Raw genomic sequence first — 22,907 nt, 5'->3', positions numbered from 1 at the left:
ATTTTATTATAATAAGAAGTTGCTTAATTATTAAGAGCTTCTGCACCACCAACAATTTCTAAAATTTCATTAGTAATTGCTGCTTGACGTGCTTTGTTATAAGTTAACAATAAATCGTCTCTTAAATCTGTTGCGTTGTCTGTTGCTTTGTGCATTGCAGTCATACGTGCACCGTGTTCTGATGCAAAACTATCTCTAAGAGCTTTGTATAACTGAGTTTTTAAAGACTTAGGTATTAAAGCTTCAACAATTTCTTTTTTAGAAGGTTCGTAAATATAATCAGAACTTAAAGCATCTGCATCTCCACCTTCAATAGGTTTAATTGGTAAAAATTGCTCTACTTGAGGAATTTGAGTTGCTGCATTTTTAAATTGATTATAAAGAACTTCAATTTTATCGTATGTACCATCTGCATATAGCCCCATTAACTTTTCTGCAATAGCAGCTACGTTATCAAAAGTTAAATCATCAAAAATATCGTTTCTAGTTGCTACAATATTAAATTGTTTAGATAAAACATCGCTACCTTTTTTACCGATAGCAAATAAATCTACTTCAACGTTATTATATTTTTCTTTTACCGTTTTAATAACTTCTTTGGTTATTGATGAATTAAAACCACCACACAAACCTCTGTTAGAAGTTACTACAACTAATAAAACTTTAGAAACTTCTCTTTGATTTGAATATACCCCACCAACACTACTATCTAAACTTGCACTTAAATTTTGCAACAATTCAGTTAGTTTAGATGAATACGGTCTCATTGCCGTAATTGCATCTTGTGCTTTTTTCAACTTTGCAGCAGATACCATTTTCATGGCAGATGTAATCTGCATTGTAGATTTAATAGAGGTAATTCTATTACGTATTTCTTTTAAGTTTGCCATATTATAGTCACTAGTTATTAGTTTTTAGTTATGCGTAAGTTAGGCTATATGCTAACTACTTAAACTATCTACTAATTAAAATGATTAGAAATTTCTTTAGCTGCTGCTTCTAAAACTGCAATTGTTTCTGGTGTTAATTTACCAGATTTTAATGTATCTAAAGTATCTCTATGTTTTGCATTTAAATAATCGATATAATCCTTCTCAAACTTTTTAACTTGATTTACAGGTACATCTTTTAATAAGTTCTTAGAACCAGCATAAATAATTGCAACTTGATCTTCTACAGAGTAAGGATCATTTTGAGCTTGTTTTAAAATTTCAACGTTACGTTGTCCTTTAGAAATTACACTCATTGTAGCTGCATCTAAATCAGAACCAAACTTTGCAAACGCTTCTAATTCACGGTATTGAGCTTGATCTAGTTTTAAAGTACCAGATACTTTTTTCATAGATTTAATCTGTGCATTACCACCAACACGAGATACAGAAATACCTACGTTAATTGCTGGACGAACACCAGAGTTAAATAAATCTCCATCTAAGAAAATTTGTCCATCTGTAATCGAAATTACGTTTGTTGGAATATATGCTGAAACGTCTCCTGCTTGTGTTTCAATAATTGGCAATGCAGTTAAAGAACCTCCACCTTTTACAATTCCTTTTATAGAATCTGGTAAGTCGTTCATTTCACTTGCAATTTTATCATCATTGATTAATTTTGCAGCACGTTCTAATAATCTTGAGTGTAAGTAAAATACATCACCAGGATAAGCCTCACGTCCTGGAGGTCTTCTTAATAATAAAGAAATCTCACGGTATGCAACTGCTTGTTTAGATAAATCATCAAAAACAATTAAAGCTGGTCTACCAGTATCTCTAAAAAATTCTCCAATTGCAGCTCCAGCAAATGGTGCATATACTTGCATTGCTGCAGGATCTGATGCATTTGCTGCTACGATTGTAGTATAAGACATTGCGCCTTTTTCTTCTAACATGTTTGCAATTGCTGCAACTGTAGAAGCTTTTTGACCAATAGCTACATATATACAATATACTGGTTCACCAGCATCAAAAAATTCTTTTTGATTTAAAATAGTATCAATAGCAACTGTAGATTTACCAGTTTGTCTATCTCCAATGATTAACTCACGTTGTCCACGTCCAACAGGAATCATTGCATCAATAGATTTAATACCAGTTTGTAATGGCTCTGTTACAGGTTCTCTATAAATAACCCCAGGAGCTCTACGCTCTAAAGGCATTTGATACGTTTTTCCAGTAATTGGTCCTTTACCATCTATAGGGTTTCCTAAAGTATCTACCACACGTCCAACAACGCCTTCACCTGCTTGTAAAGAGGCAATACGTTCTGTACGTTTTACATTAGAACCTTCTCTAATAGAAGTAGATGCTCCTAATAAAACAACACCTACATTGTCTTCTTCTAAGTTTAATACAATACCTTCTAATCCATTATCGAATTCTACTAATTCACCATATTGAACATTAGAAAGACCGTAAACACGAGCAATTCCATCTCCTACTTGTAAAACAGTACCTACTTCGTTTAAAGTAGCTTTTGCTTCAAAATTTGTTAACTGTTGCTTTAAAATTGCTGATACTTCAGCTGGTTTGATACTTGCCATCTTTTATAATTTGATGTATAATTAAATTTTTGGAATAAAATGACTGTTGTCAAATTCCTTTTTCAATTCGTATAAATAATTAGAGATACTTGCATCATATTGCACATCTCCTATGCGTAAAATAAATCCTCCTAAAATAGCTGGATTAATTACGTTCTCTATATTAGCTTTATCTCCTGTTAATGATTCGATTTTAGCTAAAACCTTCTTTTCTATTTCTTCAGTTAAAGGAACTGCTGTTGTTACTTTTGCTATTTTTATATTTTTATCAAAATCATAAATGATAGCATATTGCTTTGCAATACTAAGAAGCATTGAAATTCTTTTATTATCTTCTAATAAATGAAATAAGCCAAGCGTAATATTGTTAACCTTACCTTCAAACAAAGCTTTTAAAACTTTTGTTTTTTCTGATGGTTTAACAACAGGGCTTTTTAGCATTACTTCAAAAGTTTCATTTTCAGAAATCGTACTAACTATAAATAACATATCGTCATTTACGGCAGTTTCTTCTTTTGAATCTTTAGCAAGATTTAAAATTGCTTTTGCATAACGTATTGCTGCTCTTGCGTTTTTCATGCTTAAATTAGTTTAAAGTAACATCTTTTAAAAGTCCTTCAACTAATTCTAGTTGATCTTTTTTATTAGATAATTCTTTTTTAATTACTGATTCTGCGATACCAATAGATAATTCGGCAACATTTTTCTTTATTTCTGCTAAAGCTGCTTGCTTTTCTTGCTGAATAGATGCTTGTGCTTTTTCTATTAAGTTAGAAGTAACTTCTTTAGCATCTTCTTTAGCTTCTGCTATCATATTATCTCTAATATCTCTAGCTTCTTTCATCATTGCTTCTCTTTCTGCTCTAGCTTCTTTTAATAATTTCTCATTATCTGCTTGTAGATTTTGCATTTCTTTACGTGCATTTTCTGCAGCTTCTAATGCGTTTTCTATACCAGTTTCTCTTTCTTCTAAAGAGTTTAGAATTGGCTTCCAAGCAAATTTTTTCATCAAAATTAATAAGATAATTAAGATTACTACTTGCATTGCAAATAAGCCTGGTGAAAAGTCGTTTAATAAAGTTTCCATTCTATTTACTAATTATATTGTTCTTTGTTTAATTTAAAAACACTTTCTGTAACCAACCGTTACAGAAATGTGTTTTCGTTTTTTTTTGAGAAAATTATTTCCCTAAGATTAATGCACCAAATGCTAATCCTTCTAATAAGGCACCAATGATGATCATTGCGGTTTGAATTTTACCAGCTGCTTCAGGTTGACGTGCAATACTTTCCATTGCTTTTCCACCGATTTGACCTAATCCAAGTCCTCCTCCGATTACGATTAATCCTGCTCCAATTAAATTGTACATACTAATTGATTTTTAAATATATTAATTAAACAAATTCTAATACTCTCTTTTGTACTTGATTTACATCAAGGTTTTTAGTGATGGTCATGCTCTTCAACAGCCATTCCAATAAATAATGATGATAACATTGTAAAAATGTATGCTTGTAAAAAGGCTACTAATAATTCAATAACCATTATAAATAAAGCCAATGCTAAAGACATTCCTGTAGATGCTACAGGACCGAATGCTTCTTTCATTGTTACCATTAAAGCAATTAAACTCATTACAATAAAGTGACCCGCAGTAATGTTTGCGAATAAACGTACAAGTAATGAAAATGGTTTAATTAAAATAAAACCAGCTAATTCTATTACCGCTAAGATAGGTCTTAATATGTAAGGTACACCTGGCATCCATAATGTATGCATCCAGAAATCTTTGGTACCATTTACTAAATAGATTACCATTGTAAACAATGCCAATGCTAATGTAACAGCAATTTGACCAGTAACGTTAAATCCAAAAGGAGTTAAACCTAATAAGTTTAATATCCAAATAAAGAAAAATACTGTTAATAAAAATCCTGTGAATTTTTTATATTTTTTCTCACCAATATTTGGTCTTGCAATTTCGTCTCTAACGTATAAAACCAATGGTTCTAAAACACGACTAAATCCTATTGGTATTTGTCTAAATTTATATTGTTTTGCTAGTCTAGAGAATCCTAAGAACATTAAGAAACCTGCAAATAAAATACCTACTACAGATTTTGTAATAGAAAAATCTAAAACTCTACTTGCGTTTGTAGCGTGATGAGCGTCATCGAATGCAACTGTTGCCGCTCCGTTTTCTAACTCATAAATTTTACTGTGTATTTTTGCGAATTTTAATCCGTTTTTTTCAACAATAACATGTCCGTCGTCATTATGATGAAATTCTGATGACATAAAAGTAACCAACCCTTCTGTTGTCCAGATGATTACTGGAAGAGGAAAACCAAAGTGTTTTCTTTCATTAGCGTCATTTGTATAAGAGAAAAATGCGAAATCATGAGAATCTTTAAGGTGATGCTCTATGTAAGCGCGTACCTCTTCTTGGGTATTTACTTGCCCTCCATCTTGTTGAGTGTGTGTGTCTTCACCTGATTGAAATGCGAAACTGGTAGTTGTAATAAGTGCTATTACAGCTATTGTAAGAAATCTGATTGTTTTTTGTGCAATACCCATTTTTAAAATACGCTTTCTAATTTTGCCGCAAAGGTATGTAATTATTCAAATACTTACACCCTTTTTTTTGGCTATTTTATTTTATTGTTTTTTGATCAGTAATTTAGCTACAAAAAATGCATCTGTTGATAAAAAAATTATTGTTGGAATTAACATCGATAATTTTTCTGAAACAGTAAGCAATTCTTTTAGAAATAAGGTGTCATAGAACGCTAGTTTAAATAAGATCAGTTTAATAAAAATAGCCCCTAAATATATATAACTTAATTTTTTTTTGAATTTATCAACAAATGAAAATGCTACAAAATTAGTGCAAACCAATACAGAAAATCCAATGTTAAATTGGTATATTTTGTTTAGTGGGAAGTGCAATATTATTTCTTGCTTTTCTATTAAATACCTGTGAATAGGGTAACATAATACAAAGAGTAATATTACGGTTATACAATAGGTAATAACAATTTTAGTCATTAATTTTATTGGCTTGTTTTATCAAAGAATAGGTTGCTGCAAAGATGGCAAATAAAGTAATAGCTTCTGTTAAGAACGAAGTTTTAAATTTTAGATCTAACCATTTTCCTAATAAGGAACCTAAATAAATTATTAATCCCATTTGCAAACCTGCACCAGAGAGTCTTATTGCTTTATTAAGCGGTTTTTTCTGATCGGTTTTTTTTGTCATTACTATAATTTAATTCTTTTACAGCTCCTTTCATAGTACAGGTTGCGTTAAAAGTAGCTCCTGGTTCTACAGAAAGTTTACCAATTATTACTTCTCCAGATATGTTTGCGTTCGTTTTTATGGTTAGTGTGTTTAATACCAAAAGGTTTCCAGAAAATTTACCTTCTATATCTGCATTGGTACATTCTACTTTACCTTTAACAAACCCTTCTGTACCAATAATAACGCGGCCTTTTGTTACTAAGGTTCCTTCTAATGTACCATCAATTCTAAAATCGCCATCAGATTTAATGTCGCCAACAATTTTTGTGTTTTTAGCAAGAACATTTCTTTCCATAACTTTTTTATTTTGAGGTTTTTTACTTTTATTATTAAACATATTACTTACTTAATTGTTTCACTATTTCTTTTGCTTTTCTTCCTTCTTCTGTGTTTCCGTAGCTAACAGCTACAAATTCCATGGCAATTTTATAAGTTTCAATGTCTTGATATTTACCTATAGCATAAGCTTTTAATAACTCGAATTTAGGTAGTAATTTCGAATCTTGCAGCGTTGGTAGTATGTCATTTATTTTTGCAACTGTTTCTTCAAACTTAGCCTCTTTATAGAGATAGTAGGTTTCTTTATAAGACTCTTCAATTTCATTTACAGAAACGGCTTCTTCAATAGGTTTGTTTGGGTTTTTAATTACTTGTGCAAACTTAGTTGTAGGGTAGTCTGTAAGAATTATGTTTTTGTGTAGGTTTGTTTTTATAGCATTGCCTAACTCATTATAAATTTGATATAAATGCCAGTTAATTGGTAAAATCAACTCTTTACTTGGGTTTAAGCTATTTACCCTTTCTAGGCGTGCAATTGCTAACTTTGTATCTTTAAATTGTTCTTTATAAATAATGCCTAATTCGTACAAAGCTTGATTTCTGTTGATACTTAAGGTGTCTATTTTTTCTTTTTCTGTAGGAATCGTTTCTAAGTAACTTGCCAAGTCATAACGTACGTTTTTTGTGTCTATAGCTACAGAGTCTTCTGCTGTTCTGTTTGTAGCTCTTTTTCCAGACCATCTCCAGTTATCTTCTAAAGCTCTGTTTCCCCAGATTTTTGCAAATTCTGATTTACCAAAACTTAAAGATTGAGAATTGTAGAAATACCACTTTCCTTTGTTAAGTGATTTTAATTGATTTCCGCCAAACGTATCGCCAAAAGCTTGCTGATTTAACTTTAATTGAGCAGCTTCTTCATCTTTCTGTTTTAAATCGTCTATATATTTTTGAAAAAAGGCTTCTTGTTCTGGCTTCGAGAGTGCTACTATTTTTAAAATACTATCATTTTCAGAAACTGTTTTTTCAAAATTAATTAACGAAGCTAAGTTTTTATGCTTTCTTTTAATACGTCTAAATCTTAGGTTTAAAGTATCTGCAGCAATGTTTATAATACTGTCATAATACGAACTTGCAAGTACGTATTCTGAGTTTTTATAGTTGATGTTTCCTAGTTTTTCATAGGTAAAGGTTTTCTGTTTTACATTGTCAGATCTTGCTCTAAGCGATTTATTATAATTATCTACAGCTAAATTTATACTATCGTTCTGCTCGTGTAAATAACCAACTTGATAATACAATTCATCTAAATACGGTCTGTTTTCTCTTTCTTTAATTAAGTCTTGTATTTTGTCTAAAATGGTAGCTGAAGTAGAATCGTTTGTAGAATTTTTAGCCAGTTCTATATGCGCGTGCATTTTGTATTTGTACGGTGCTTTTCTAAAATTGATAATTTTATTAAACGCTAATGATGCCGAGTCTTTTTTATGCTGTGAACTATAAATTTGCCCCAAAACAAATAGATTTCTAGTGCCTTGGTTTCTGTTATTTAATGTTTCTGTAGATTTTATTAGGTATTTTTTTGCATGCTCTATGCTGTCAGATTTTATATAAGCCATAGCCAAAGCAGTATAACCTTGTTCTCTGGTTATTTCTGGTAAATCTACTTCTAAGGTGTCTTTTACTTGAAGTAGTAATTTCATAGATTCTATAGCAAACTCTTCATTATCATTTCTAATATTTGCTTTGGCTCTCCAAATTTTGGTTTCAGCAATTAGATTTGCATCCGGATACGTTGCAATAACATAGTTAAATGCTTCTATCGCAGGAATGAAACGTTGTTCATAATAACGCGCTTTTCCTAATAAAAGATAAGCATCATCAATTTGTCTGTTGCGTTCTACATCCTTTATATTCATTCCATGCTTTTGGATTGCTTTTACAGCTTTTTCTTCTGCAATTCCAAATGGAGTAGTCGCTTTTTCTGCTTCGTTGTTATCGTCATTAAAGCCAGCGCCCATGCCCGTGTTTAGATTGGGTATGTTTATTTTGTCTTCTTCAAACTGAATAGGTTCTATTGGTAGTTGTGTAAACCAATCATCTTTATAACCTTCATTAATCTGTTCAACTCCTTTATTAAAAGCTTCTTTACCATTAAACAGTACGTTGTACTTTGTGTTTAAGGCATGCCAGTTTCTACTTATTACAGTGTCTTTTCTTGTACTACAAGAGTTTAGAACTGAAAATACGGCAATTACTAAAACTATTTTTTTGGTGTAATTCACTCAGATATATCTTGATTAAACAACTATTTTTAAAACTAAGAAACTCTTATTTAAACTAAAATCTATAGAAAATAGTATAAATTGATGCGTAAAAATAGTAATAAATTAAGAATACTTAGCTTATACAGAAAAATAGCTTTCTAATTCTTGTAAAGTTTCTGTAGATGTTTCTATATCTTTTACCATATTTCCTTTATCTAAAACTACAATTCGTTCGCAGACTTCGGTTACGTGGGTTAAATCATGACTAGAAATTAAAACGGTAATATCTCTATTTTCGGTTAATTTTTTAATGATGGCTTTTAATCTTATTTGTGTTGTTGGATCTAAATTAGCAAAAGGTTCGTCTAAAATTACAACTTTCGGATTTCCCATTAATGCAGCAACAATACCTGCTTTTTTCTGATTTCCTTTACTTAAATCTCTTAAGTATTTTTTCTTTCCTGTAATTTCTCCGTTAAAAAATTCATCAAACTGAGTTAAAAAAGATTTTACATCTGCTTTGTTCATGCCGCGTAAATCTCCAATAAAGTCAAAGTATTCTTCCGGAGTTAAATATCCAATTAAAAAAGATTCGTCTATAAAAGAACCCGTAAAGTTTTTCCATTCTTCACTTTCGTTTACAATAATTCTATGGTTTTTAATTTTACCGGTTGTAGGACGAATTAAATCTAATAAAATATTAAATAAAGTGGTTTTTCCTGCACCGTTATTACCTACCAATCCAAAACTTTGTCCGGTAGGAATCTCTATGGAAGCTACATTTAAAACTTCTGCTTTTCCGTATTTTTTAGTAATTTTATTTATTGTAATCATGATGTTTTTTTTAAGGTTAAATTATGCTTCTTTACCAAAGGCGTTAATCATAACATATTTGTCTTTTATATATTTTTTTTCGATAAAATTCATGGCATAATTTTTTAATGTCAATCCTAAAATACCTACTAATGCTATGGCAATAATGCCTGCATTAAAGTTGATAAGTGTGCTAAAACCCCAGAACAATAACAATGGTATGCCCATTATCGGTAAAACAACTAAAAATTGAGTAGCACTTGTTCCTTGTGTGTTTCCGAAACCTCCTTTTGTTAAATTGATTCTTTTTCTATTAAAAGAACCTGCATATAATAAAAACAACGAATTAAAGCCAATATTAAAAATGGCACCTGCCGTAATCATTAAAAAAATATCTACTCCGAAATATAAATACGGTAAGCTTAAAACATATAAAACGGTAGTCATAGTAACCATTAAAACCCATTTAGATTCTAAGAATTTTCGATATTTAAAACTTTGGCTCATTAACATTTTATAATGTGCGCTGTCCCAAGCAGGTATAAATTGACCGTAATTTAAAGTAAAGCCTCCTGTAATAAATAATGATGCAAAAATTAACATTGCGGGCATTTCTGCATACGTTTTATTTGTAAAGAAAATTAAACCATAAAAAAGGAATAAAAATGACATTAAAAATACTGTTTTGGTTCTTTTATTTCTCCAAATTAAACGAATATCATTTTTTATAAATGGGGCAACATCACCTAGTCTATCAGTAAAAGATAAATCTGCAGATGTTGCTTCTTCTACTTTAGAGGCAACAGCTTCATCTAAATAAACTTGGTGGCGTAAATGTTTGTAATTTAATTGATATAAAAATGCTAAAACGATCACACCAACGAATGCGAAGATTGGGTTTTGGTATATAAAGTCGAAAATAGCACCTCCGTAACTAACTACATTAAAAATACCGAACTTCTGTAAACCTATTAAACTCGCTAAAATTGCTCCAATAATTAGCAATGCTTTGTTGTTTTTGTTGATTAAAAAATTTAAGAAATTAGAGGATTGAATAATTAAAATCATGGTGGCTAGCCAACCTAAAACTCCTGCTATGTTGTAACCTTCTTTTATTAAAACAATCGAAAACGGAATGTAAAAGAACAAGCTTAAAATATTAAAAACGGAAAAGGCAGATTTACCTAAAACATAATGAACCAACTTGTTTTTTGGAATAGGTAAAATAAGCAGCGGTTTAATATTCATGATAGGTAGTGTCTGCATTAAATACCGAACTATTAAATCTGTAAGAACTGCAAAAAGTAAATAAGAATTTACCAATTGTAAAGGATCAGATGTTGGGTATGCTTTCTTTAAAAGATAATAGCCTCCAATTCCTATTGTTAAAAAAGCGATTAAAAAATACAAGACCAAAAAGCCCATTATTATTTTTAATGCAATTCCTTTTTGCCAATGAGCAGAACGGAAATATTGTTTCCATTCTAACTTTAAAAAATGTGAAATCATAAGTTTGGTAAATTAGGTTGATTGATAATAAGTAGTTTAGAATTGTATTTTGTTACAAACTTTTAGAAAGTTTATATTCTGGATACGTTTCTTCTAATAATTCTTCTGCTTTTGCTGGAAGGATATAATTAGAAACGTAAAACAAAATGCATAATAAAGTCAACACAATAGAAATGGCAAAAATCCAATAGATATTTAAGTGACTAAAATCGAATCTTGTTAAATTGGTAATGTTGAATAAGTTGACAAAAGTAAAACCTGTATAGGTGTTTTTTGTAGTGCCTAGCATTTCTTCTAACAGAAATATCTTTTCTTTTTTGAATTCTTTTTGCTTGTGTTCTTTTCTTACTTTGTAAGAAGTTATGCCTTCTAATGTAAGTAAAACGAGAAGTGTTGCTAAGAAAATATATTCTGAATGTTTTATTTGTAAAAGACTAAAGAACAGTAAAAAAACAGAAAATGTAATTACAATTTTAGGAATTGTAAACCACTCTTTTGCAAAACGTAAAATTATTTTCCAATACCGTTTGTTCATTGCTTTTTGTCTGCTTTCTACAACATCCATAAAACCAAAAATGCCAAACTTCTTAAAAGAGATTTCTCTTGCTTGTTCAAAAGATAAATCAGGTTGGGCGTGCCATATACTTTCAATGTCGTTAGCCAAATGATCTACCAATTCTGTTTGTACATCATAATAATAAACATAATGTTTTCTGGTGAATTTGTAGAGTTCGTCTATTTGATTTTCTGATAATTTCATCAACCTAAAATTTAAATCAATTTATATTCTGGATAGGTTTCTTCTAATAATTCTTCTGCTTTTTTAGGAATAACAACTAAAGTAATGTAACCAAAAATTACTAAAAATGTGATAAAAAAAGCTGAAAAAGCTTTTCTAAAATCTCCCATTAATAAAAAGTCCTTAGTATTATTAGGGAATAAATATTGGAAAGAATAAATAGATATAAAAGCAGCGTATATTAATCCTTGAACATTAATGATGTTTTTGAACAACCATTTTCTCTTTGTTATTTTGAACTCCTTTTTTAATTTTCTTGCATTAATGATTGTTAGAATTACTTGTGCTAAAAAAATAAATCCAAAAACAGTACTGTATATTGTATAGGCATTCGGAGTATTTTGTAGTTGATAAAAGCCTATAAAAAGTAATGCAGTAAGTATAATTTTAGGAAGTTTAAACCATTCTTTTGCAAAATTTAAAATGATTTTAAAGTATTTTTTAGTCATTTGAGATTGCTTTTGCTCTACAACATCCATAAAACCAAAAATTCCAAATTTCTTGAAAGAAGTGTCTCGTGCATCGTCAAAAGATAGTTTTGGGTTTGCTAAACAAATAGTTTCAATATCATTTGCTAAATGATCTACCAATTCTGTTTGCACATCATAATATTCTACGTAATGTTTTTTGGTGAATTTGTAGAGTTCTTCTATGTGAGTTTGGGTTAGTTTCATGACAATAGTTCTTTACGCATTTTTTCTACTTTAGCAATTGCTTTTTGGTAAACTTTGAATCCAATATAGGTAGCAATAAAATAAATTGGTATTAAAAGGATGGTAAATAATTTTTGATTATTTTGTGTAGTATATTTTAGAAGCTGTATTGGTAAATTCAACATCATAAAAGCAAATGAAAAATAGAAAATACCATAATTCAGATGAATTGATTTCCCATATTTTTTAGACCAAATTTTTATAGAATAAAAAAGAAAAAAAAGCATTGGCAAAAGAAATAAAACTAAACTTATCCTTTTAAAAATAGTGTAGTTTATATTGTTAGAAACAATATAATATATCATAACAAAACATAAAAGAAAGCCAAGATTTTTGAAAGATTTAAAAAAGTTAACAAATCCTTGAAAAAACAATTTTCTATACTCTTTATTCACATTTTTTAAAGCGTCTTTATCTGAACCATCTAAACCCCCACCATTAAAATTCTCTTTCCAGCCTAAAGTAACAAATGCAGTCTGTACTTTTTCTTTAAACTCGTATTCAGAATTTTCTGGAATCAAATTTTCCTCAACATTAGAAATTACATGATCTAACATTTCTATTCTAATGTCCCAATATTTTACACCTTCGTTTTCTAAACGATGATCTATGTACTGTATTTGTTCCTTAGTTAATTCCATAGTTTATGAAATTTTATATTTTTTAATTGCTTCTTGGTGTTTTTTGTAGAAATAATGACAGATTAAAGTCACTGAAAAACCAGCACTTTGAAAACCAATTAAGAAAGGAATAAAACTTCCGTCACTATTAATAAGGTTTCCCATAAATAAAGGAATAATTAAAAAAACAATACTTAAATATTGAGTTTTTAAAATATAACTATAAGTGGTTTTTACTTTAGTTTTTAGGTTATTGACAAAAATAAAAACTAAATAAATTAGGCAAATAATTGAAGAAACAAAGAAAAGTTGGTTTAAAAAAACAGTATTACTTTTAGAAAATATTATATTAAAATTGGTGAAAATAACAATTGGCAAAAAATACGCAGTTAAATATAAAAAGTAAAAAGGTTTAAATATTTTTGAAGCATTTTTTATTAAAATACTAGGCTCGTGATACATTAAACCAAAATAAAAACTAGCGGTGTTTTCAAAATGCTTATCCCATTTTAAAATAGTAATTTTTAAACCCTCTTCAAAAGAATAGTCTTTATTTACAAAGCTTTCGATATCAGAAATCATATGATCTAAAATTTCTATTCTTAAATCTATATAGTTAAAATTCTTTTTATCTAGATATGCTTCTACTTGTTGTAGTTGTTCGTTTGTTAATTCCATAATTTATGAAATTTTATATTTTTTAATTGCTTCTTGGTGTTTTTTATAAAAATGGTAATAAATATATGTACCAAAAACAAATGAGAATAAAAATCCAACTTGAAAGGGATTAAGATGTTCTTCTCTATTTAAAAAATCGAAATCTATTAAAAGAATGGCTCCTAATAAAAGATTTAAACTTTGTGTTTTTAGAATAAAACTATAGGTTGTTCTTTTTTTATTTTTAAAAATCATAAGAAAAAGAAATAACACAATACTTAAAATAGTTACAATTTGAAAAAGTATATTGAGTCCACTTTCTATGTTTTCAGAATAAATAAAATTTATTTTACCTATTAAAATATACGGAATAATATAAAATGTTGGTATTAAGAAAAACCACTTTTTAAAATTCTTTTTGGCCTTTTCTAATACAATTTTTGGAGCAGAAAAGCCTAATCCAAAAAGCCAACTAGAAGTTTCTTTTAATTGTGTATTCCATTTATCCGTAACGTCATAAAAGACGGTTTCAAAATCGAGGTTTTCCTTTATCATTTTCGTTTCTATGTCAGAAACAATATGATCTAAAACTTCAAAACGAACATCAATATAAGTAATGTCTTTTACATCTAAATAATGTTCTACTCTTTGTAGTTGTTCTTTGTTCAATTCCATAGCTAAATTATTTTACTCCAAACTAAATTTAGGATTCACCAATTGTTGCATCGTTTTTAAAAACTCTTGCATTTCTTCTAACTTGTTGGCGGTTTCTTTGGTGCCACTTTCGGTAAGCTTATAATATTTTCTAAGTCGGTTACCAACTTTTGCAACTTCAACGTCTAATAAACCATCGGCTTCTAGTTTGTGCAATGCAGGATACAAAGCACCTTCGGTAATTTTTAATTCACCTTTGGTCAATTCTTTTACGTGTTGGGTAATTTCATAACCATACATTTTATCATTGGTTTCTAATAACTTTAAAATAATGGTTTGTAAAGAGCCTTTATATAATTTCTGATTTCCCATGTTAAAAAATGTGTAATCGTGTAATTGTTTATTTTTTATTGTCATTGCGAGTTTACGAAGCAATCTTATCATTAAAAACAGATTGCTTTGTTCTTTGTATTAACAATTTCTTAAATACAAATGTATACATAATTTTCTTATACATAGAATTCTTATGTATAGTTTTTTAAGCAAAAAAAATCCTGAAAAAATTAATTCTCAGGATTTTATAATTATTTTCTATAAGGTATTTTATTTTTCTACTTTTAACACCTCTGCAATTATACGTTCTAATTCTGCTTTTGGTAAAGCACCATTTGCCATTTGTGGCTGTCCTTCTGCAGGGCAAAATAACATAGACGGAATACTTCTAATACCGAATGCTGCCGATAATTCTTGTTCTGCTTCAGTATCTATTTTGTAAATGTCAATTTTACCTTCGTATTCTTGAGATAAAAGTTCTAAAACAGGAGCTATTGCTTTACAAGGTCCACACCAATCTGCATAAAAATCTATCAATGCAGGTTTATCTCCTTTAAATTTCCATTCTTTGTTTTCTTCAAAATTAAAAACCTTTTCTAAGAAAGTTTCTTTTGTTAAGTTTTCTGTCATAATATTTTAATTTGCTTCCGACAATGTCAGAAATTCGTAATCTATTTACGCAAAAGTAGTCGTTTTAATATATCATAAATTACAAAATGATGGTAATGTGAAATCTCAAAAGTTAAAAATGCCTAAATAACTATAAATGTGTTAAATATTCTTAATTTTGATACTAAACAAATTCTTTGAACTCATGAAAAATAAATTAATCATCCCTATTTTATTTGCAAGTGCAATTTTTGTTTCTTGTAACGAAGAAATCAAACAAAAAAACATCAATTTGAAATACCCAGAAACAACTAAAAAACCAGTAATAGATTCACTTTTTGGAACCGCCGTTGTAGATAACTATAGATGGTTAGAAGATGACAGAAGTACAGAAACGGAAGCTTGGGTAAAAGCAGAAAACGAAGTAACGTTCGATTACTTAAATAAGATTCCTTACAGAGAACAATTAAAAGAACGTTTGTCTGAATTATGGAATTATGAAAAAGTAGGGACACCTTTTATAGAAGGAAATTACACGTATTTTTCTAAAAATAATGGATTACAAAACCAGAGTGTTATATATAGAACGAAAGGAAATTCTGAACCAGAAGTTTTTTTAGATCCAAATAATTTTTCTGATGATGGTACTACTTCTTTAGGTTCTCTAAGTTTTTCTAAAGATGGTTCAATCGCCGCTTATGCAATTTCTGAAGGAGGTTCTGATTGGCGAAAAATTATTATAATGGATGCCGAGTCTAAAACGATTAAAGAAGACACCTTAGTAGATGTAAAATTCTCTGGAATTTCTTGGTATAAAAACGAAGGTTTTTACTATTCTAGTTACGATAAGCCAACCGGAAGTGAGTTGTCTGCAAAAACAGATCAACACAAGTTATATTACCATAAATTAGGAACTTCACAAAAAGAAGATGCTGTTGTTTTTGGAGCTAAGGCATCAGAAAAACACCGTTATGTAGGTGGTAATGTGTCTGAAGATGATGCGTATCTTTTTATCTCTGCCAGTGTATCAACATCTGGAAACAAGTTGTTCCTTAAAGATCTAACAAAACCAAATAGTCCATTGGTAACTATGTTAGAACACACTGATAGTGATACGTATCCGATAGAAAATATTGGTAGTAAAGTATATTTAGTAACAAACTTAAATGCTCCAAATAAAAAGGTAGTAACGGTTGATGTTGCAAACCCAACTCCAGAAAACTGGGCAGATTTTATTCCTGAAACAGAAAATGTACTGAGTTTAAATTCTGGTGCAGGTTATTTCTTTGCAACGTATATGGTAGATGCCGTTTCTAAAGTATTACAGTACAATTTTGATGGAAAATTAATTAGGGAGGTAAAATTACCAGGAGTTGGAACCGTTGGTGGTTTTGGAGGAAAAAAGACAGCTAAAGAATTGTATTTCTCTTTTACCAATTATAGCACACCAGGTTCATCTTACAAGTTCAATCCAGAAGACGGAACGTATGCATCTTATTGGAAACCTTCTATTGCTTTTAATGCTGATGATTATACAAGTAATCAAGTGTTTTTTACATCAAAAGACGGAACAAAAGTTCCGATGATTATTACACATAAAAAAGGTGTTGAATTAAACGGAAAAAACCCAACTATTTTATACGGTTATGGCGGTTTCAATATTAGCTTAACCCCTTCTTTTAGTATTGCAAACGCAGTTTGGATGGAACAAGGAGGAATTTATGCCGTACCAAACTTAAGAGGTGGAGGAGAGTATGGAAAGAAATGGCACGATGCGGGTACTCAATTAAAAAAACAAAATGTATTTGACGATTTTATAGCAGCAGCAGAATACTTAATTTCAGAAAAATATACTTCTTCAGAATTTTTAGCAATTTCCGGACGTTCAAATGGTGGGCTTTTAGTAGGAGCAACCATGACGCAAAGACCAGATTTAATGGCAGTTGCTTTACCTGGTGTTGGTGTTTTAGATATGTTGCGTTACCATACGTTTACTGCTGGCGCAGGATGGGCGTATGATTATGGTACTGCAGATGATAGTAAAGAAATGTTTGAGTATTTAAAAGGGTATTCGCCAGTACATAATGTAAAAAAGGGAGTGCAATACCCAGCAACATTGGTAACTACCGGAGATCATGATGATAGAGTTGTGCCAGCACATAGTTTTAAATTTGCTGCAGAATTACAAGAAAAGCATGAAGGAGAAAATCCGGTTTTAATTAGAATAGAAACCAATGCAGGGCATGGAGCAGGAACGCCTGTAGCAAAAACCATCGAGCAGTATGCAGACATTTTTGGTTTTACTTTATTTAATATGGGCTTTCAACAATTACCAAATCCGCCAAAGGCGACACTTAAATTGTAGTTTATAAAAGAACTAGATAGATAAAAAAGATAGCTGTTATTTATGGCTATCTTTTTCTTTTTTAGCAAGATAGTTACATAAGTATTTTGCATCTTTTTTTACACCACCCAAAGTTGCAGAACCTCTTGTGTACAGCCATGGTAAACCAATAAAATACAAACCTTCCATGTCGCTAACTCCTCTGTAGTTTTTAGGATACTCGTTTTCGTCTAATTCGATGTTTTCTATCCAATTAAAGTTGGGTTTAAAACCGGTTGCCCAAACGATGTTTTTAATATCGGTAACTTTTTGTTTTTCAAAAGATATGGTTTTTTCATGCGCATCTAAGGTTCTACCAACACAGGTAATATTCTTTTTCTTAAACAATGTTTTTACATCGGTTCCAATAACTGGCTGACCGCTGTTGCTAAGTTTTTTACCAATCCAAGAATATTTGTTTGCGGTTAAAAAACCAACTTTGCTAAACCACCACCATAAGGTTTTACCTAAAATTTCTTGCGGTAGCGAAACAATATCTGTGTTTCCAGAAAAGTAAACCTTTTTCTTTACTTTAGAAATTTCATTTAAAATTTGTACGCCAGAATCTCCAGCGCCAACGACTAAAGTTGCACCTTCTTTTAACTGATCTGGACTTTTATAATGTTCACTATGAATTTGAAGAATGTCTTTCGATATTTTTTTATGACAACTCGGTGTGAATGGTTTATGAAAAGGACCTGTTGCTATAATTACATTTTTAGCTTTAAACGTTTGTGTATCACTTTTTAAAGTAAAAACACCATCCTCTTTTTTTAACGAAGTTATTTTATGGTTAAATTCAATGGGAATATTGAATTTAAAAACATAGGCTTTTAAATAATCGGCAACTTCGTATTTGTTAGCATAATGTCCTTTTTTATAAGGGAATTCCATTCCTGGTAGACTGTTAAATTCAGAAGGAGTAAATAATTTTAGAGAATCCCATCTTTTTAACCAAGGTTCACCGGTTTCAGAATTTGCATCAACAATTAAAAAATCTGCATTTTGTTTACTCAAATGGTAGGCAATAGCAAGTCCAGATTGACCGGCTCCAATAATAATATAATCCTTCATGTATTGTAATTATTGATACAAAACTACTGTTTTTAAAAAGTATTAGGTTCATTTTTTAGGGATAAACTTGGGTAATAGAGTTATCCTCTTTTAAATCTTTATATTTGATAAGGAATTAAAAGCATTACCATATCAAGAAAAAAAATAGAATAAAAAGTTAAAATTTGTAACAATGTGTAATTATTGTTACTAATTGTATCAATTAAACTCAATCAACTTAAAAATCAAATAACCATGAAGACAATTAAAAAAGTGTTTTTTGTGTCAGCTATTGCCTCTTTAGGATTAGTAGCTTGTCAGCAAGAGAAACCAAAGGAGGAGAAAGCCCCAGGTATTGCATTAGAGAATATGGATACAACTGTAAAACCTACAGATGATTTTTTTGACATGTAAACGGAACTTGGTTAGATGAAACAGAAATTCCAGACGATCAAACATCTTGGGGTGGTTTTAATCAACTTCGTAAAAAGACAGATGCAGACGTTTTAACCATTTTAAATCAAGCAATAAAAGAAAGAGATTTTCCAAAAGTAAAAGATGCTCAAGGAAATGAGATCGATTCAGATCAAGAAAAAGCGGTAAATTATTACCAAACAATAATGGATACTGTTGCCAGAAATGCACAAGGTAAAGCACCTGTAATGCCATATTTAGCAAAAGTAGATGAAATTAAAACCAAGAAAGATATAGAAACATATTTAACAAACATGGCACCTTATGGTGGTGGAGGTTTTTATGGTTTTGGTGTTTATAACGATTTAAAAAACAGCAGCCAATATGCAGGTTATATGGGCGGAGGAAGCTTAGGCTTATCTAGAGATTATTATGTAGATGCTAAAGTAAAAGACAAGCTAGAAAAATACCAAGAATTTGTAGCAAAAATGTTACAAGAGTTTGGAGATGATGCAACTACAGCTACAAAAAATGCAGCTACAATTGTTGCTTTAGAAACTAGTTTAGCAACACCAATTATGTCTAAAGAAGAGAGTAGAGATATTCGTAAGCTTTACAATCCTATGACAATAGCAGAATTACAAGAATTATCTCCTGCAATAGATTGGCAAGCACATTTAGAGGGTGTTGGCGTAAAAGATTTAGAAAAAGTTATTGTAACAGATCTAGGTTATTTTAAAGCGTTGAGTGAAATTTTTGCAAAAACGTCTGTTGCAGATATTAAGTTATTATTACGTTGGAACACTATAAATAGTTCTTTAGGTTCTCTTTCTACAGATTTAGAAACTGCAAATTGGGAATTCTATTCTAAAGAAATGCGTGGTGCTAAAAAACAACGTGCAAGAGATGAGCGTGCTTTAGGTAGCTTAAATGGTGCTGTTGGTGAAGCTTTAGGAAAACTATATGTAGAAAAAATGTTTCCACCAGAAGCTAAGGAAAAAGCAAAGGAAATGATTGACAATGTAATGTTAGGTTTCGAAGCTAGAATTGCACAATTACCTTGGATGAGTGAAGTTACTAAAGAAAAAGCCTTAGAAAAATTACACAAATTAACCGTTAAGATTGCCTATCCAGATGTTTGGAAAGATTATTCTGAACTACAAGTTAAAGGATTAAAAGAAGGTGGTTCTTACTTCGAAAATGCTATTAATGTTACCAAATGGAACTACAACAAAGAAATGGCAAAATTAGGAAGTGAAGTAGACAGAACAGAATGGGGAATGTCTCCTCAAACAGTAAACGCGTACTTTATCCTGTAAATAATGAAATCGTTTTTCCAGCAGCAATTTTACAACCTCCTTTTTATGATTATAAAGCAGATGAAGCTGTAAATTATGGTGGAATTGGAGCTGTTATTGGACATGAAATTTCTCATAGTTTCGATGATTCTGGTGCTCGTTTTGATGGTGATGGAAACCTAAATAACTGGTGGACAGAAGATGATTCTGTAAAGTTTAAAGAAATTGGTGGAAGATTAATTAAGCAATACAGCGATATTATTGCAATAGACAGCATGCACTTAAATGGTGAGTATACTTTAGGAGAAAATATTGGAGATTTAGGTGGTGTACAAGCAGCTTACGAAGGTTTACAAATCTTCTTACAAAAGAACGGAAGACCAGCAGATATAGATGGTTACACGCCAGAGCAACGTTTTTTCCTTTCTTGGGGAACCATCTGGAGAACAAAAATGAGAGACGAAGCGCTTAAAAATTTAATTATGACAAACACACATTCTCCTGGAATGTACAGGGCATATATGCCTCTTAAAAACGTAGATGCTTTCTACAAAGCATTTGATGTTAAAGAAGGAGATAAAATGTATTTAAAACCAGCAGATAGAGTAAGAATCTGGTAAGGTCGCAGACCTTTTTTGTATGATTCTCCTTATGAAAATTATATATTAAAAATAAGAATTAAAACCGATGCGAAAGTGTCGGTTTTTTTATGCTTTATTCAAAGTTTTTTTAAGAATTGTATCAATAATTTGGGCGTTACCACAAGGGGCGCGCTTTACACTATATCTTTTTACCGAAAAGGCAAAAAGGATGCCGTTTCAATCGCTAACGCAAAAGTTGGTTATTAAAATATTTTTAGAGATAGAGCCAAAATCTCACAAACCTTGTAGGTATTTATTAAGTTTTCTTATTTTTGTAAAATGCTAAAAGTAGATAACGTTTCATTTTCTTACCACAAAAAAAAAACAATATTAAACGATTTTAATTTTACATTACAACAAGGAGAACATCTTTGTGTTATGGGAGAAAGTGGTTGCGGAAAATCTACACTTTTAAAAGCTATTTACGGTTTAGTAGATTTAAATAAAGGAAAAATACTTTGGAAAGAAGAACAAATCTTTGGTCCTCAAAAACACCTTGTGCCTGGTTTCGAGAACTTTAAATACGTAGCACAAGATTTCGATTTAATGCCTTACATTTCTGTATCAGAAAATATAAAAAAATTCTTGTCGAGGTTTTATCCAGAAGAGAGCGAGCTAAGAACACAAGAATTATTAGAAGTCATTCAAATGAAGGCTTTTGCCAATACAATGGTTAAAAACCTAAGTGGCGGACAAAAGCAACGTGTTGCTATTGCTAGAGCCTTGGCAAAAGAACCTCAGTTATTATTGTTAGATGAACCTTTTGGGCAAATAGATAATTTTAAAAAGAACTCTTTACGTAGAAATCTATTTAGTTATTTAAAAGAAAAAAAGATTGCGTGCATAATTGCAACACATGATAAAAATGATGCGCTTTCTTTTGCTGATAAACTCATTATCATCAAAGACAATAAAATTATAGAAGACAATTCTCCGAAAGAGATTTATGACAACCCAAAAGAGAAATACGTTGCTGCTTTGTTTGATGATGTTAACGAAATAACCATCAACAATAAGACAAGGTTAATATATCCGCACCAAATAAAAATTGTTGAAAATTCAGCATTAAAAGCAACCGTTTTAAATTCTTATTTTAAAGGTTCTTATTGGTTAATTGAAGCTGATTTTAATGGTCAAAATGTATTTTTTAATCATGTTTCTATTTTGGATAGAGGGGTAGAAATTAACCTAGATTTCTTGTAGAGTTTCCATTTTTATAATTCTAAAAATATCAAGCTATAACTCGTTTGAAGTGAGTATCAAATTTGTTTTTTTATTGTTGCCGGCACTCGTTAAAAATGAGCGCTAGCGGTTAGTAAATCTAAAAGATATGCTCGTACAGGCTAGTGCTCGTTTGTAACGAGTACCCACAAGGCTTTTCTATCTTCGTTCACACTATTATCTTTAGTTTTTAACCTAAAAAACCAGTTTCATCTATTTCTAAAACGGTATGGTCATCTTGAAAATTTCTTGCACTAGAATATTTCCAATCGATTGATTTTGTTACAAAACCAAGCTCAATAGGATTGTTGTGAATATAATCTATTTTTTGCTTGATTACTTTTTCGCTCCACAATTCTATTGGTTTATTATGATGTTGCCAAAATTGATATTTAGTTACATTCGCTTTCTCTTTCCCTGCTTTTTCAAATAACCAAAGTAACAACTCTTTTCTACTTTCCTGTGGATTGTTCTTTATAGCTTCAATTATTTTTTTTGCGGTATGTTTTTTAAAGTCTCGTAGCAGCTCCATAGGTTGCTCATTAGAGGATCTAAATAATAGGTGTACATGACTTGGCATAAAACAATAAGCATACAGTTCCATACCTTTTTTCGCCCTACAAAAATCGATGCTTTTTGCTAATACATCAAAATATACTTGTCTTGTAAAGATTTCTATCCAGTATACAGTAGCAAAACTTACAAAATATAAAGCAGATTTGTTGTGAAACTTATATTTTCGACTCATAGCTTTTCAAAAATACAAAAAAATAATTTTGAATGTTCTCATTGTTGCCGGCACTCGT

General features: G+C 30.4%; 23 protein-coding genes and 1 pseudogene. 3 read left to right on the top strand and 21 right to left on the bottom strand.

Annotation, left to right across the window (positions count from 1 at the left end):
- Positions 1 to 23 precede the first annotated feature (23 nt).
- The 19 genes from atpG to trxA all read right to left on the bottom strand — a co-directional run bounded on the left by atpG (position 24) and on the right by trxA (position 15,112).
- The gene (gene atpG / locus WG945_RS10040) at positions 24 to 890 is read right to left on the bottom strand and encodes an ATP synthase F1 subunit gamma (RefSeq protein ID WP_068447586.1); all 867 of its coding nucleotides are present in this window, start codon (positions 888 to 890) and stop codon (positions 24 to 26) included.
- Positions 891 to 961: 71 nt separating this feature from the next.
- Positions 962 to 2,539: a F0F1 ATP synthase subunit alpha gene (gene atpA / locus WG945_RS10035; RefSeq protein ID WP_068447584.1), complete on the bottom strand. Its 1,578-nt coding sequence runs from the start codon at positions 2,537 to 2,539 to the stop codon at positions 962 to 964.
- Between the two features lie 21 nt (positions 2,540 to 2,560).
- The gene (gene atpH, locus WG945_RS10030; protein ID WP_068447582.1) at positions 2,561 to 3,118 is read right to left on the bottom strand and encodes an ATP synthase F1 subunit delta; all 558 of its coding nucleotides are present in this window, start codon (positions 3,116 to 3,118) and stop codon (positions 2,561 to 2,563) included.
- Positions 3,119 to 3,125: 7 nt separating this feature from the next.
- Positions 3,126 to 3,626, bottom strand: coding sequence for a F0F1 ATP synthase subunit B (locus tag WG945_RS10025; protein WP_068447580.1), 501 nt, complete (start codon positions 3,624 to 3,626; stop codon positions 3,126 to 3,128).
- A gap of 94 nt (positions 3,627 to 3,720) precedes the next feature.
- Positions 3,721 to 3,909 (bottom strand): ATP synthase F0 subunit C, encoded by a 189-nt coding sequence (gene atpE, locus WG945_RS10020; RefSeq protein ID WP_068447578.1) that lies wholly within the window; start codon positions 3,907 to 3,909, stop codon positions 3,721 to 3,723.
- Between the two features lie 74 nt (positions 3,910 to 3,983).
- Positions 3,984 to 5,117, bottom strand: coding sequence for a F0F1 ATP synthase subunit A (gene atpB, locus WG945_RS10015; protein WP_068447576.1), 1,134 nt, complete (start codon positions 5,115 to 5,117; stop codon positions 3,984 to 3,986).
- An 81-nt stretch (positions 5,118 to 5,198) separates the two neighbouring features.
- Entirely contained in the window at positions 5,199 to 5,588 is a 390-nt protein-coding gene (locus WG945_RS17765) for a DUF6168 family protein (RefSeq protein WP_068447574.1), read from the bottom strand.
- Positions 5,581 to 5,799, bottom strand: coding sequence for an AtpZ/AtpI family protein (locus tag WG945_RS10010; protein WP_068447571.1), 219 nt, complete (start codon positions 5,797 to 5,799; stop codon positions 5,581 to 5,583). Before WG945_RS10010 ends, WG945_RS17765 begins: the two co-directional genes overlap by 8 nt.
- Positions 5,765 to 6,136 carry a bactofilin family protein gene (locus WG945_RS10005; RefSeq protein ID WP_231874482.1) on the bottom strand — a complete coding sequence of 124 codons (372 nt, stop codon included), beginning with the start codon at positions 6,134 to 6,136 and terminating at the stop codon, positions 5,765 to 5,767. The genes WG945_RS10010 and WG945_RS10005 overlap by 35 nt, the downstream gene beginning before the upstream one ends.
- Before the next feature lie 43 nt (positions 6,137 to 6,179).
- Positions 6,180 to 8,402, bottom strand: coding sequence for a tetratricopeptide repeat protein (locus WG945_RS10000; protein ID WP_068447567.1), 2,223 nt, complete (start codon positions 8,400 to 8,402; stop codon positions 6,180 to 6,182).
- Between the two features lie 120 nt (positions 8,403 to 8,522).
- Positions 8,523 to 9,218 carry an ABC transporter ATP-binding protein gene (locus tag WG945_RS09995; protein ID WP_068447565.1) on the bottom strand — a complete coding sequence of 232 codons (696 nt, stop codon included), beginning with the start codon at positions 9,216 to 9,218 and terminating at the stop codon, positions 8,523 to 8,525.
- Between the two features lie 21 nt (positions 9,219 to 9,239).
- A complete protein-coding gene (locus WG945_RS09990; RefSeq protein WP_068447563.1) occupies positions 9,240 to 10,706 on the bottom strand; it encodes a DUF5687 family protein in 1,467 nt (488 codons plus the stop codon).
- 52 nt (positions 10,707 to 10,758) lie between these two features.
- Complete coding sequence (locus tag WG945_RS09985) at positions 10,759 to 11,466, bottom strand: hypothetical protein (protein WP_068447561.1); 708 nt, start codon at positions 11,464 to 11,466, stop codon at positions 10,759 to 10,761.
- An 11-nt stretch (positions 11,467 to 11,477) separates the two neighbouring features.
- Positions 11,478 to 12,179, bottom strand: coding sequence for a hypothetical protein (locus WG945_RS09980; protein ID WP_068447559.1), 702 nt, complete (start codon positions 12,177 to 12,179; stop codon positions 11,478 to 11,480).
- A complete protein-coding gene (locus WG945_RS09975) occupies positions 12,176 to 12,859 on the bottom strand; it encodes a hypothetical protein (protein WP_068447557.1) in 684 nt (227 codons plus the stop codon). The genes WG945_RS09980 and WG945_RS09975 overlap by 4 nt, the downstream gene beginning before the upstream one ends.
- A 3-nt stretch (positions 12,860 to 12,862) precedes the next feature.
- On the bottom strand, positions 12,863 to 13,516 hold the full coding sequence (locus WG945_RS09970) for a hypothetical protein (RefSeq protein ID WP_068447555.1): 654 nt from the start codon (positions 13,514 to 13,516) through the stop codon (positions 12,863 to 12,865).
- 3 nt (positions 13,517 to 13,519) lie between these two features.
- Complete coding sequence (locus tag WG945_RS09965; RefSeq protein ID WP_068447553.1) at positions 13,520 to 14,170, bottom strand: hypothetical protein; 651 nt, start codon at positions 14,168 to 14,170, stop codon at positions 13,520 to 13,522.
- Positions 14,171 to 14,182: 12 nt separating this feature from the next.
- Positions 14,183 to 14,521: a PadR family transcriptional regulator gene (locus WG945_RS09960; RefSeq protein WP_068447976.1), complete on the bottom strand. Its 339-nt coding sequence runs from the start codon at positions 14,519 to 14,521 to the stop codon at positions 14,183 to 14,185.
- Between the two features lie 231 nt (positions 14,522 to 14,752).
- A complete protein-coding gene (trxA, locus tag WG945_RS09955; RefSeq protein WP_068447551.1) occupies positions 14,753 to 15,112 on the bottom strand; it encodes a thioredoxin in 360 nt (119 codons plus the stop codon).
- A gap of 184 nt (positions 15,113 to 15,296) precedes the next feature.
- Here trxA and WG945_RS09950 point away from each other — a divergent pair, with 184 nt between their 5' ends.
- Entirely contained in the window at positions 15,297 to 17,456 is a 2,160-nt protein-coding gene (locus WG945_RS09950) for a prolyl oligopeptidase family serine peptidase (RefSeq protein ID WP_068447549.1), read from the top strand.
- A 36-nt stretch (positions 17,457 to 17,492) separates the two neighbouring features.
- Here the strand turns inward: WG945_RS09950 and WG945_RS09945 are convergent, their stop codons facing one another.
- Positions 17,493 to 18,548, bottom strand: coding sequence for a flavin-containing monooxygenase (locus tag WG945_RS09945; protein WP_068447547.1), 1,056 nt, complete (start codon positions 18,546 to 18,548; stop codon positions 17,493 to 17,495).
- A gap of 234 nt (positions 18,549 to 18,782) precedes the next feature.
- Here WG945_RS09945 and WG945_RS09940 point away from each other — a divergent pair.
- Positions 18,783 to 20,859 (top strand): annotated as a pseudogene (locus tag WG945_RS09940) (M13 family metallopeptidase).
- Positions 20,860 to 21,159: 300 nt separating this feature from the next.
- Complete coding sequence (locus WG945_RS09935; protein ID WP_068447546.1) at positions 21,160 to 22,083, top strand: ABC transporter ATP-binding protein; 924 nt, start codon at positions 21,160 to 21,162, stop codon at positions 22,081 to 22,083.
- 208 nt (positions 22,084 to 22,291) lie between these two features.
- On the opposite strand, the gene WG945_RS09930 is transcribed toward WG945_RS09935, so the two are convergent.
- Complete coding sequence (locus tag WG945_RS09930) at positions 22,292 to 22,849, bottom strand: REP-associated tyrosine transposase (RefSeq protein ID WP_068447544.1); 558 nt, start codon at positions 22,847 to 22,849, stop codon at positions 22,292 to 22,294.
- Positions 22,850 to 22,907 lie beyond the last annotated feature (58 nt).

This window comes from Polaribacter atrinae (assembly GCF_038023995.1).
GTDB classification, from domain to species: domain Bacteria; phylum Bacteroidota; class Bacteroidia; order Flavobacteriales; family Flavobacteriaceae; genus Polaribacter; species Polaribacter atrinae.
This window is presented reverse-complemented; position numbering and strand designations above follow the sequence as displayed.

Bases quoted from the DNA above. Each gene is read 5' to 3' on its own strand.
- atpH (WP_068447582.1), bottom strand. From the start codon at position 3,118: ATGAAAAACGCAAGAGCAGCAATACGTTATGCAAAAGCAATTTTAAAT.
- WG945_RS09990 (WP_068447563.1), bottom strand. From the start codon at position 10,706: ATGATTTCACATTTTTTAAAGTTAGAATGGAAACAATATTTCCGTTCT.
- atpA (WP_068447584.1), bottom strand. From the start codon at position 2,539: ATGGCAAGTATCAAACCAGCTGAAGTATCAGCAATTTTAAAGCAACAG.
- WG945_RS17765 (WP_068447574.1), bottom strand. From the start codon at position 5,588: ATGACTAAAATTGTTATTACCTATTGTATAACCGTAATATTACTCTTT.
- WG945_RS09985 (WP_068447561.1), bottom strand. From the start codon at position 11,466: ATGAAATTATCAGAAAATCAAATAGACGAACTCTACAAATTCACCAGA.
- WG945_RS09970 (WP_068447555.1), bottom strand. From the start codon at position 13,516: ATGGAATTAACAAACGAACAACTACAACAAGTAGAAGCATATCTAGAT.
- WG945_RS10010 (WP_068447571.1), bottom strand. From the start codon at position 5,799: ATGACAAAAAAAACCGATCAGAAAAAACCGCTTAATAAAGCAATAAGA.
- atpG (WP_068447586.1), bottom strand. From the start codon at position 890: ATGGCAAACTTAAAAGAAATACGTAATAGAATTACCTCTATTAAATCT.
- WG945_RS09975 (WP_068447557.1), bottom strand. From the start codon at position 12,859: ATGGAATTAACTAAGGAACAAATACAGTACATAGATCATCGTTTAGAA.
- WG945_RS09995 (WP_068447565.1), bottom strand. From the start codon at position 9,218: ATGATTACAATAAATAAAATTACTAAAAAATACGGAAAAGCAGAAGTT.
- WG945_RS09930 (WP_068447544.1), bottom strand. From the start codon at position 22,849: ATGAGTCGAAAATATAAGTTTCACAACAAATCTGCTTTATATTTTGTA.
- WG945_RS09965 (WP_068447553.1), bottom strand. From the start codon at position 14,170: ATGGAATTGAACAAAGAACAACTACAAAGAGTAGAACATTATTTAGAT.
- trxA (WP_068447551.1), bottom strand. From the start codon at position 15,112: ATGACAGAAAACTTAACAAAAGAAACTTTCTTAGAAAAGGTTTTTAAT.
- WG945_RS10025 (WP_068447580.1), bottom strand. From the start codon at position 3,626: ATGGAAACTTTATTAAACGACTTTTCACCAGGCTTATTTGCAATGCAA.
- WG945_RS09980 (WP_068447559.1), bottom strand. From the start codon at position 12,179: ATGAAACTAACCCAAACTCACATAGAAGAACTCTACAAATTCACCAAA.
- WG945_RS09950 (WP_068447549.1), top strand. From the start codon at position 15,297: ATGAAAAATAAATTAATCATCCCTATTTTATTTGCAAGTGCAATTTTT.
- WG945_RS09960 (WP_068447976.1), bottom strand. From the start codon at position 14,521: ATGGGAAATCAGAAATTATATAAAGGCTCTTTACAAACCATTATTTTA.
- WG945_RS09935 (WP_068447546.1), top strand. From the start codon at position 21,160: ATGCTAAAAGTAGATAACGTTTCATTTTCTTACCACAAAAAAAAAACA.
- atpB (WP_068447576.1), bottom strand. From the start codon at position 5,117: ATGGGTATTGCACAAAAAACAATCAGATTTCTTACAATAGCTGTAATA.
- WG945_RS09945 (WP_068447547.1), bottom strand. From the start codon at position 18,548: ATGAAGGATTATATTATTATTGGAGCCGGTCAATCTGGACTTGCTATT.
- WG945_RS10005 (WP_231874482.1), bottom strand. From the start codon at position 6,136: ATGGAAAGAAATGTTCTTGCTAAAAACACAAAAATTGTTGGCGACATT.
- atpE (WP_068447578.1), bottom strand. From the start codon at position 3,909: ATGTACAATTTAATTGGAGCAGGATTAATCGTAATCGGAGGAGGACTT.